The organism is Micrococcus sp. APC 4021, from assembly GCF_030407635.1.
Lineage (GTDB): Bacteria > Actinomycetota > Actinomycetes > Actinomycetales > Micrococcaceae > Micrococcus > Micrococcus luteus.
In genome coordinates, this window is the sequence record NZ_JASDCZ010000081.1 from 1 (window position 1) to 10,328 (window position 10,328).

General features: G+C 72.0%; 8 protein-coding genes. 1 reads left to right on the forward strand and 7 read right to left on the reverse strand.

What is annotated here, in order from left to right:
- Positions 1–38: 38 nt before the first annotated feature.
- From QL983_RS08010 to guaB, 4 genes are all read right to left on the reverse strand, one after another.
- Positions 39–587, reverse strand: a complete 549-nt coding sequence (locus QL983_RS08010) for a DUF3817 domain-containing protein (RefSeq protein WP_010080440.1) — start codon at positions 585–587, stop codon at positions 39–41.
- On the reverse strand, positions 584–1,549 hold the full coding sequence (locus QL983_RS08015; protein ID WP_144879440.1) for an SURF1 family protein: 966 nt from the start codon (positions 1,547–1,549) through the stop codon (positions 584–586). The genes QL983_RS08010 and QL983_RS08015 overlap by 4 nt, the downstream gene beginning before the upstream one ends.
- 47 nt (positions 1,550–1,596) lie before the next feature.
- Positions 1,597–2,733: a GuaB3 family IMP dehydrogenase-related protein gene (locus tag QL983_RS08020; protein WP_136940245.1), complete on the reverse strand. Its 1,137-nt coding sequence runs from the start codon at positions 2,731–2,733 to the stop codon at positions 1,597–1,599.
- Between the two features lie 91 nt (positions 2,734–2,824).
- Positions 2,825–4,369, reverse strand: coding sequence for an IMP dehydrogenase (guaB, locus tag QL983_RS08025; RefSeq protein WP_144860247.1), 1,545 nt, complete (start codon positions 4,367–4,369; stop codon positions 2,825–2,827).
- Positions 4,370–4,554: 185 nt separating this feature from the next.
- Here guaB and QL983_RS08030 point away from each other — a divergent pair, with 185 nt between their 5' ends.
- Positions 4,555–5,988 (forward strand): dicarboxylate/amino acid:cation symporter, encoded by a 1,434-nt coding sequence (locus tag QL983_RS08030; protein WP_036317604.1) that lies wholly within the window; start codon positions 4,555–4,557, stop codon positions 5,986–5,988.
- A 1-nt stretch (position 5,989) separates the two neighbouring features.
- Here QL983_RS08030 and QL983_RS08035 read toward each other — a convergent pair whose 3' ends face one another.
- From QL983_RS08035 to groES, 3 genes are all read right to left on the reverse strand, one after another.
- Complete coding sequence (locus QL983_RS08035) at positions 5,990–7,945, reverse strand: BCCT family transporter (RefSeq protein WP_080695922.1); 1,956 nt, start codon at positions 7,943–7,945, stop codon at positions 5,990–5,992.
- Positions 7,946–8,066: 121 nt separating this feature from the next.
- Entirely contained in the window at positions 8,067–9,674 is a 1,608-nt protein-coding gene (groL, locus tag QL983_RS08040) for a chaperonin GroEL (protein ID WP_036317602.1), read from the reverse strand.
- Positions 9,675–9,782: 108 nt separating this feature from the next.
- Complete coding sequence (groES, locus tag QL983_RS08045; RefSeq protein ID WP_002857590.1) at positions 9,783–10,079, reverse strand: co-chaperone GroES; 297 nt, start codon at positions 10,077–10,079, stop codon at positions 9,783–9,785.
- Positions 10,080–10,328 lie beyond the last annotated feature (249 nt).

Sequence of the window (10,328 nt, forward strand, 5' to 3'; positions counted from 1 at the left end):
GGGCGTTCTGCGTCACCCGTCCAGGATAGTCGAGGCGCTCAGTACCGCCGCGCGGCGTCCGGGAAGCGGTGCAGCTCGTCCCGGACCACGCGGGTCATGCGCTTCTCCACCACGAAGGACAGGAACGGCACGACGCCGCCGCCGGCCATCGCCAGCAGGCGCAGCGGCTCCCAGCGCATCAGGGACCACAGGCGGAACGAGGCGAGCAGGTACACCACGTACATCCAGCCGTGGGCGATGAGGATGAACAGGGACAGGTTCACTCCCCCGGTCACGCTGTCCGTGGGGTGCAGCCCCAGGCCGTTGGCGTCCCCGTCCAGGGTGGTGCCGCCCGCGTAGAGCTCCACGTGCATGCCGTACTTCAGCACCATCTCCGCCACGAGCAGCAGGAGCATGATGCCGGTGATCCACGCGCACACCACGTAGAGGCGGGTGGCGGAGCGGATCTGCTGCTGGGTGCCGGCGAAACGGCGCTGCTCCCGGCCCGGCCGCGGGGGCGGCTCGGGCAGGTCGGCCTCGGTGATGTCCTCGGGATCCGGCAGGCTCGCCGGGTCCACCGGCTGGGGGCCGGGGTGCTGGGTGCTCATCGGCTCTGCTCCTCTCGGGGCCCACGGGGGCCCGGGTCGCGGGGGTCGGGGCGCGCGGCCCCGTCGTCGTCCTGGTCCTGGCGTGGGTGCGCCGCGGCCTGCGCCGCGAAGGCCCGCTCCTTGGCCTCGCGCGCGGCCGCCCGACGCCGCTCGAGCTCCTCGGCGCGCCACTGTGCGGCCCACTCCTCGTCGAGCCGGCGCTCGTGCTCGTCCCGGACGTGGTCGTCGCGGACGAACCGCCACCACAGGAACAGGGCGAAGCCGGCGAAGAGCATCCACTCCACGGCGTAGAAGACGTTGAGCCAGATGATCTGGGTCTCCTCCGGCTGCGGGGCCACCCACACCGGCTCGAGCCCGCCGGGGCCGGCCGCGCCCGTCTCGGCGCCCGCGGCGTCGACCATCTCGAACGCCGCCACGAACGCCGCGTAGGACGGCTCGTCCCACACGTTCACCAGCTGGGCCGGGGCCAGGCTGCGGTACAGGAGCCGGTCGGCGGTGTCCTCGGCCGCGGCCTCACGCGGCAGCGGCCCGTCCGGGGGCAGCAGGCGCCCGGTGACGGTGACCTGCCCGGCGGGCGCGGGGTCCACGACGTCGGCGTCGGCCGACCAACCGCGGACCACCGGGACGACCTCGCCGTCCGGGGCGCCGGCCACCCGCAGGGCCGTGACCGTCCAGTAGCCGTCGCGGCCGTTCAGCAGGCGCGGGCCGACCAGGACGTCCGTGCCGGGCACGAACTCCCCCTCGACCGTGACCACCTGGTCGGCCTGCGAGCCCAGCAGGGCCTCGTAGGGGCGCACGTGCTCCAGGAACGGCACGGCGTTCTCGGTCTGGGTGCGCGGCGGCGGCGCATTCGTCTCCGCGGACTCGAACTGCCACTTGGACAGCGCCACGAAGACCGCGGCCGCCACGAGGGCCAGCACCAGGGTGGCCAGCCAGACGGGCTTGAGGGCGGTGCGTAGCACGCCGTATCAACTCTTCCGGTCGGGGTGCCGCCATGCGGCGGCGGGGATCAGACGGCCTGGGTGGGGGTCACGAGGACCTCCACCTTCTGGAAGTCCTTGAGCTCGGTGTAGCCGCAGGTGGCCATGGCACGCTTCAGACCGCCCATCAGGTTGGACGTGCCGTCCGCGTGGCGGCCGGGACCCCACAGGACCTCCTCGAGCGGAGCCACCTGGCCCACGTGGGTGCGGTGCCCGCGCGGCAGCTCCGGGTGGGCGGCCTCGAGGCCCCAGTGCCAGCCGCCGCCGGGGGCGTCGGTGGCGCGGGCCAGGGCGGCGCCCAGGACGACCGCGTCCGCGCCCATGGCGATCGCCTTGACGATCTCCCCCGAGGTGGAGACGCCGCCGTCGGCGATCACGTGCACGTAGCGGCCGCCGGTCTCGTCCATGTAGTCGCGGCGCGCCTCGGCGATGTCCGAGATGGCCGTGGCCATCGGCACGCGGATGCCCATGGCGCGGCGCGTGGTGGTGGACGCGCCGCCGCCGAAGCCGACGAGCACGCCGGCCGCGCCGGTGCGCATCAGGTGCAGGGCCGGCGTGTAGCCGGCCGCCCCGCCCACGATCACGGGCACGTCCAGCTCGTAGATGAACTGCTTGAGGTCCAGCGGCTCCTGGGTGGAGGAGACGTGCTCGGCCGAGACGGTGGTGCCGCGGATGACGAACAGGTCCACGCCCGCCGCCACGACGGTGCGGTAGAACTCCTGCGTGTTCTGCGGGGTCAGCGAGCCCGCGACGACGACGCCGGCCTCGCGGATCTGCGCGAGGCGCTCGGTGATCAGATCGGAGCGGATGGGGGCCGCGTAGGCCTCCTGCAGCTTGCGGGTGGCCTCGGTCCCGGCCGGGCCGGCCTCGAGGGCGGCGATCTCCTCGAGCAGCGGGCGCGGGTCCTCGTGGCGGGTCCACAGGCCCTCGAGGTTGAGGACGCCGAGACCGCCCAGCCGCCCCATCGCGATGGCGGTCTCCGGGCTCATCACGGAGTCCATGGGCGCACCGATCACGGGCATGTCGAACGTGTAGGCGTCGATGCGCCACGTGAGGCTGACGTCCTGGGGATCCCGGGTGCGCCGCGCGGGCACCACGGACACGTCGTCGAGGGAGAAGGCCCGGCGGCCGCGCTTGCCGCGGCCGATCTCAATCTGGTTCGTCACCGGGCCAGCCTAGCCCAGGCGCCGCGGGGCGGCGCCGACCGTGTCGTCGGCGCCGCCCCGTCCGGGGGCTCCCCCGGACCCGACGTGCGGGTCAGCGCGAACGGTAGTTCGGGGCCTCGACGGTCATCATGATGTCGTGCGGGTGGGACTCCTTCAGGCCCGCCGCGGTGATGCGCACGAAGCGGCCGTTCTCCTTGAGATCGGCCACCGTGGACGCGCCCGTGTAGAACATCGTCTGGCGCAGGCCGCCCACGAGCTGGTGGACCACCGAGGCGACCGGCCCGCGGAAGGGCACCTGGCCCTCGATGCCCTCGGGGATCAGCTTGTCCTCGTCCGGCACGTCCGCCTGGAAGTAGCGGTCCTTGGAGAAGGAGCGCGTGCCGTTGCGGGTCTGCATGGCGCCCAGGGAGCCCATGCCGCGGTAGGTCTTGAACTGCTTGCCCTGGTAGAACACGAGGTCGCCCGGGGACTCGGCGGTGCCGGCCAGCAGGGAGCCGAGCATCACCGAGTCGGCGCCGGCCACGAGGGCCTTGCCGATGTCACCGGAGTGCTGCAGGCCGCCGTCGGCGATCAGCGGGACGCCCGCGGGGCGCGTGGCCTTGGCCGCCTCGTAGATGGCGGTGATCTGCGGGACGCCGACGCCGGCCACCACACGGGTCGTGCAGATCGAGCCCGGGCCCACGCCCACCTTCACGGCGTCCGCGCCGGCGTCGACGATCGCCTTGGCGCCCGCGTAGGTCGCGGCCTGACCGCCGATGACATCGACGTGCGCGGCCGCCTTCTCCTTCTTCAGGCGCGCGATCATGTCCAGCACGCCGTGCGTATGGCCGTTCGCGGTGTCCACCACGAGGGCGTCCACACCCGCCTCGACGAGCGCCATGGCGCGCTCCCAGCCGTCGCCGAAGAAGCCGACGGCGCCGCCGACGAGCAGCCGGCCCTCGTCGTCCTTCGCGGCGTCCGGGTACTGCTCCGCCTTGTCGAAGTCCTTGATGGTGATCAGGCCGGTCAGGCGGCCCGCATCGTCCACGAGCGGCAGCTTCTCCACGCGGTTCTGGGAGAACAGGCGGATGGTCTCGGCGCGCGAGATGCCCTCCTGCGCGGTGACCAGCGGCATGCGGGTCATGGCGGTGTCCACCGTGCGGGTGGCCCACTCCTCGCGCGGGATGAAGCGGGTGTCGCGGTTGGTGATGATGCCCAGCAGCGTCATGTCCTCGGCCACCACCGGCAGGCCCGAGACGCGGTACTGGGCGCACAGCTCGTCCAGGTCCGCGAGCGTGGCGTCGGGGCCGATGGTCACGGGGTCCTTGATCATCCCCGACTCGGAGCGCTTCACGGTGTCCACGTGGCGGGCCTGGTCCTCGATGGACAGGTTGCGGTGGATGATGCCCATGCCGCCCTGGCGGGCCATGGCGATGGCCAGCGGGGCCTCCGTCACGGTGTCCATCGCCGCGGAGACGATGGGGATGTTCAAGCGGATGTTGCGGGTCAGCCGGGTGCCCGTGTCCGCGTCCGCGGGGATCACGTCGGTGGCGTTGGGCAGCAGCAGGACGTCGTCATAGGTGAGGCCGAAGAAGCCGAAGGGATCCGAGGAGGAGTGGACGGGCTCGGGGCTGGGACCGGTGCTGGTGTTGGTCACGAAGGCGCCTTTCGGGACGGGTGTTTCCGCGATTCTATGCCCGGGGGTCAAACCGGCGACCCGGGTGCGGGCCACGTCACAGGGCCCTCGCGCCGGGCCACGCGAGGGCGAGACGGGCGTCACCACGACGTCACATGGCGCAATCCGTTTCGACGTCGTGGTATTGGAGCGCCTAACCTCCCCGGATGAGCACCGCACAGTCCTCCCCCGCACCGGCGCCCCGACGCCGGCTTCCCGCCTGGACGTCGAACTTCGGCTGGCAGATCGCCGCCGCCCTCGTCCTCGGCCTCGTCCTGGGCCTGATCGCCCGCGCGACGGGGCACACCTCCGAGCACCCGACCTGGCTCGGCGAGACGCTGGCCACCGTCGGCAGCATCTACATCAGCCTGCTGAAGGCCACGGTCGTCCCGCTGGTCTTCTTCGCCGTCGTCGCCTCCATCGCCAACCTGGCCCAGGTGACCAACGCGGCCCGCCTGGCCGCCAAGACCCTGCTCTGGTTCGCCATCACGAGCCTGATCGCGGTGCTCATCGGCCTCGCCGTCGGCGTCGTGCTGCAGCCGGGCGTGGGCACCGGCCAGACCGCGCCGGCGTCGTACCAGGCCAAGGACGTCGGCTGGCTCGACTTCCTGACCTCCCTGGTGCCGGCGAACTTCCTCGGCCTGACCGTCAAGACCACGGCCGGCGAGGACGGCGCGCTCGCCTCCTCCCCCACGTTCAACGTGCTGCAGATCCTCGTGATCGCGATCGTCGTGGGCGTGGCCGCGCTCAAGGTCGGCGAGAAGGCCGCCCCGTTCCTCACGTTCTCCCGCTCGGTGCTCGCGATCATCCAGAAGCTGCTGTGGTGGATCATCCGCCTGGCCCCGATCGGCACCATCGGCCTGCTGGGCAACGCCGTGGCCTCGTACGGCTGGTCCACGATGGGCACGCTGGCCAAGTTCGTGGTGGCGATCTACGTGGGCCTGGCCCTCGTGATGCTCGTGGTGTACCCGGTGCTGGCGCGCCTGCACGGGCTCTCCGTCAAGCAGTTCTTCACCGGCGTGTGGCCGGCGTTCCAGCTCGGCTTCGTCTCCCGCTCCTCCCTCGGCACGCTGCCCGTCACCCAGCGGGTGGCCGAGCGCAACTTCGGCGTGCCCACCGGCTACGCCTCCTTCGCCGTCCCGCTGGGCGCCACCACCAAGATGGACGGCTGCGCCGCGATCTACCCGGCCGTGGCCGCCGTGTTCATCGCCCAGTTCTACGGGATCGACATGAGCCTGAGCCAGTACGCCCTCGTGGCGCTCGTGTCCGTGCTGGGCTCGGCCGCGACCGCCGGCACCACCGGCGCCACCGTGATGCTCACGCTCACGCTGTCCACCGCCGGGCTGCCCCTCGAGGGCATGGCCCTGCTCCTGGCTGTCGACCCGATCGTGGACATGGGCCGCACCGCCCTCAACGTGTCCGGCCAGGCCCTCATCCCCGCGCTCGTGGCCTCCCAGGAGGGCATCCTCGACCGGGACCGCTACGACGCCCCGCGCGGCGACATCTTCGGCGAGGACGAGGAGGAGATCGTCGAGGCCCGCGCCCACGCGACCGCCGACTCCCGCGCCCAGCTCGTCGGCACCTCGGAGCCGCGCGCCTGAGTCAGCGACCGGACGGGCCCGCTCCGGCGGGCCCGTCCGCGCCGTCCCCGTCCCCCTCGTCCAGGTACTCGCCCAGCACGTAGTCGTAGTCCACGGGGTTCCCGTCCTCGTCCGTGCGGCGGTACCAGTCGGTGATCTCCGCGGCGGTGGAGTCGAATCCCTCGCCGGCCGCGTACCAGCTGCCCGGCGGGGTGCGCTCCACCGTGAACGCGAAGTCGTCCCCGTACTCCACCAGGCCCCGCACCGTCGCCTTCTCGACGGCGGCCCGCTGGTACCGGTCACGGATCGCGAAGGGGTCGTTGGCCAGTTCGCGCTGGAGCGCGACCGCCATGAGGACGAGCACCACGGTGAACGGCAGCGCCGTGATGGTGATGAGGTTCTGCAGGCCGGTGAGCGCGGTGTCGCCGCCGGTCAGCAGCATCACGACGGCGATGCCCGCCATGCACAGTGCCCAGAACACCGTGATCGTGCGGCGCGGGGCCGGGGCGCCGCGCTGCGAGAGCTGCGAGTTCACGATCGAGGCGGAGTCCGCCGTCGTGATGAAGAAGACCGCCAGCATGACGATCACGACCGGGGCCACCAGCCCGCCGCCGGGCAGCTGGTCCAGGACCACCCAGAAGATCTCCGCCGGCGCGGGCAGCGACGCGGCCGTGCCGTCCGGCGCCACGGAGCCCTGCGTCCGCTGCAGCCAGATGGTGGTGCCGCCGATGATCGTGAACGCGCCGACGATCACCGCGGCCGGGATGAACAGGGCGCCGAGGACGTACTGGCGGATGGTCCGGCCCTTCGAGATCTTCGCCATGAACACGCCCACGAACGGGGCCCAGCTGACCCACCACGCCCAGTAGAAGATCGTCCAGCTGGAGAGGAACTCCTGCATGTCCTCCCCCTCGGCCATCGAGGCGCCGAGGGCGTCCGGGGCGGAGGAGACGTAGTCCATCAGGACGCCGGGCACGATGTTCAGCAGGAACGCCGTCGGGCCGACGACGAAGAAGAACAGCGCCAGGCCGAGGGCGAGCAGCATGTTGATGTTGGACAGCCACCGGATGCCGCGGGCCACACCGGACACCGCCGAGAAGATGGTGCCGATCGTGAGCACCACGATGATCCCCAGCGCCACCGTGTTCCCCGGCGCCGACCAGCCCGAGACGATCTCCACGCCGCGGCCGATCTGGAGGGCGCCGATGCCCAGCGAGGCCGCCGTGCCGAACAGTGTGGCGATGATCGCGAGCCCGTCGATCAGGCGCGCGCCGACCGAGTCGCTGCGCTGGGAGTCGCCGAACAGCGGCGCGATGATCGAGCTCATCAGCGGCACCCGGCCCCGGCGGTAGGACACGTAGCCGACCGACAGGCCGACGACCGCGTAGATCGCCCACGCGTTCACGCCCCAGTGCAGCGCGGCCTGGGCCAGCGCGCCCGTCACCGCCTCCTCGCTCCCCGCCTCGTACGCCCCCGGGCGCGGGGCCAGGTAGTAGGTCAGCGGCTCGTACGGGCCGAAGAAGATGATGCCGATGCCGATGCCGGCCGCGAAGAGCATGGCCGACCAGCTCGCCGTGGAGTACTCGGGCTTCTCCCCGTCCAGGCCCAGCGGGATCTCGCCGTACCGGGAGAACGCCAGGACCAGCAGGAACACCACCATCCCGATGGCCAGCAGGACGAACAGCCAGCCGGCGTGGACCATCACCCAGTCGAGGGCCGCGCTCGAGACGGCCAGCACGGCGTCCGGCTGCAGCACACCCCACACCACGAAGCCGACCACCAGCAGGCCGACGACGGCGAGGATCACCCGGTCCACGCCGTAGCGCACCCGGCGGTCCTCCACGGACACGCCCGGCACGAGGGCCGGGTGGATGCCGTGCGGATAGGAGAACTCGCGGACGAAGCGGCGCAGCCGTGGCCGGGCCGGGGTTCGGGTCGTGTGGGACCCGGTGGGACGGGGCGGCGTGGGTGTGTCCATGGGCACACCATAGAGGAGACCCCGGACGGCCGGCGTCTCCCGCCCGGACGACGACGGCCCCTCACCCGGGCGGGCGAGGGGCCGTCGTCGTCGGCCGGCCGCGTCAGGGCCGACGCAGTGGTCAGTGCTGGTGGCCGGCCTCGTCCTCGTCGGCGGGCTTGTCCGCCACGAGGGTCTCGGTGGTCAGCACGAGGGCCGCGATGGAGGTGGCGTTGGCCAGCGCGGAGCGCGTCACCTTGACCGGGTCGATCACGCCGTCGGCGATCAGGTCGCCGTAGACGCCGGTCTTCGCGTTGAAGCCGTGGTTCGGCTCCAGCTCGGCGACCTTGGAGACCACCACGTAGCCGTCCTCGCCCGCGTTCTGGGCGATCCAGCGCAGGGGCTGCTTCAGGGCCTTGCGGACGATGTCCACGCCCACGGCGGCGTCGCCGGTCAGGGCCTGGACGTCGGCGTCGGTGTCGAGCGCGGTCAGCGCGTTGATGAGCGCGGTGCCGCCGCCGGCCACGATGCCCTCCTCGAGGGCGGCGCGGGTCGAGGACACGGCGTCCTCGATGCGGTGCTTGCGCTCCTTGAGCTCCACCTCGGTGGCGGCGCCCACGCGGATCACGCCGATGCCGCCGGAGAGCTTGGCGAGGCGCTCCTGGAGCTTCTCGCGGTCCCAGTCGGAGTCGGTCGCGGCGGACTCGGCCTTGATCTGGGCGACCCGGGCCTCGACGTCCTCGGCCGCACCGCCGCCGTCGACGATGGTGGTCTCGTCCTTGGTGACGGTGATGCGGCGGGCGGAGCCGAGCACGTCCAGGTCGGCCTGCTCGAGCTTCATGCCGAGGTCCGGGGAGACGACCTGGGCGCCGGTGAGGATCGCGATGTCCTGCATCATGGCCTTGCGGCGGTCGCCGAAGCCCGGGGCCTTGACGGCCACGACGTTCAGGGTGCCGCGGATCTTGTTCACCACGAGGGTGGACAGGGCCTCGCCCTCGATGTCCTCGGCGATCACGAACAGCGGCTTGTTGGCCTGCAGGACCTTCTCCAGCAGGGGCAGCAGCTCCTGCACGTTGGAGATCTTGCCCGAGTTGATCAGGACGTAGGCGTCCTCGAGCACGGCCTCCTGACGCTCGGCGTCGGTGACCATGTACGGGGACAGGAAGCCCTTGTCGAACTGCATGCCCTCGGTGACGTCCAGCTCGGTGGAGGTCGTGGAGGACTCCTCGATGGTGATGACGCCGTCGGTGCCGACCGTGTCGAACGCGCGGGCCAGCAGCTCGCCGACCTCGTCGTTCTGGGCCGAGATGGCGGCCACGTGGGCCACCTCCTGGCCCTCGACCGGGCGGGCGTTCTCCTGCAGGCGCCGCTCGACGGCGGCCACGGCCACCTCGATGCCCTTCTTGACCTCGCCCGGCGCGGCGCCGGCGGCGACCTGGCGCATACCCTCGTTCACGAGGGCCTGGGCCAGCACGGTGGCGGTGGTGGTGCCGTCGCCCGCGATGTCGTTGGTCTTGGTGGCGACCTCCTTGGCGAGCTGGGCGCCCATGTTCTCGTACGGGTCCTCCAGCTCCACCTCACGGGCGATCGTGACGCCGTCGTTGGTGATGGTGGGGGCGCCCCACGCCTTGTCGAGCACCACGTTGCGACCCTTGGGGCCGAGGGTGACCTTGACGGTGTCGGCGAGCTTGTCGATGCCGGCCTGGAGGGCGCGGCGTGCGTCGTCGTTGAAAGCCAGCTGCTTGGCCATGACGGACGCTCCTTTCGTTCAGGGAGTCAGGGGGTGCGGGGACGCGAGGGGCCCGGGGCGCGCGCACCGGTGCGGTGCGCGCCGCTCACCGGGCCCGTCGCGGCGGGGTCACTTGGTGACGACGGCCAGCACGTCGCGGGCGGAGAGCACCAGGTACTCCTCGCCGCCGACCTTGACCTCGGTGCCGCCGTACTTGGAGTACAGCACCACGTCACCCTCGGCGACGTCGACCGGCACGCGGTTGCCGTTCTCGGCGACCCGGCCCGGGCCCACGGCCACGACCTGGCCCTCCTGCGGCTTCTCCTTGGCGGTGTCCGGGATCACGAGGCCCGACGCGGTGGTCTGCTCGGCCTCCAGGGGGCGGACAACGATGCGATCCTCAAGGGGCTTGATGGAGACAGACATGCTGCACACTCCTTCTTCGTCGACGTGCGGCTCCGGCGGGCTCGCCGGACCGCTGATGCTGTGGTCTGCGGGTGCGCCACGGGCGTCAGACCCTCCGTCGTCGCGGTGCCGGACGGTCCACCTCGGGCATTGGCACCCGGTACCCCCGAGTGCCAGTGCCCACTCTACTCCGGGTTCTGGCACTCCTTCAACATGAGTGCCAGCCGTGTCCCCGCCGTCCGCCGTGGGCGGAGGGCGCGGGGCGCGGTG

Coding starts and splice junctions, on each gene's coding strand:
- QL983_RS08030 (WP_036317604.1), top strand. CDS start 4,555: ATGAGCACCGCACAGTCCTCCCCCGCACCGGCGCCCCGACGCCGGCTT.
- QL983_RS08010 (WP_010080440.1), bottom strand. CDS start 587: ATGAGCACCCAGCACCCCGGCCCCCAGCCGGTGGACCCGGCGAGCCTG.
- groL (WP_036317602.1), bottom strand. CDS start 9,674: ATGGCCAAGCAGCTGGCTTTCAACGACGACGCACGCCGCGCCCTCCAG.
- groES (WP_002857590.1), bottom strand. CDS start 10,079: ATGTCTGTCTCCATCAAGCCCCTTGAGGATCGCATCGTTGTCCGCCCC.
- QL983_RS08035 (WP_080695922.1), bottom strand. CDS start 7,945: ATGGACACACCCACGCCGCCCCGTCCCACCGGGTCCCACACGACCCGA.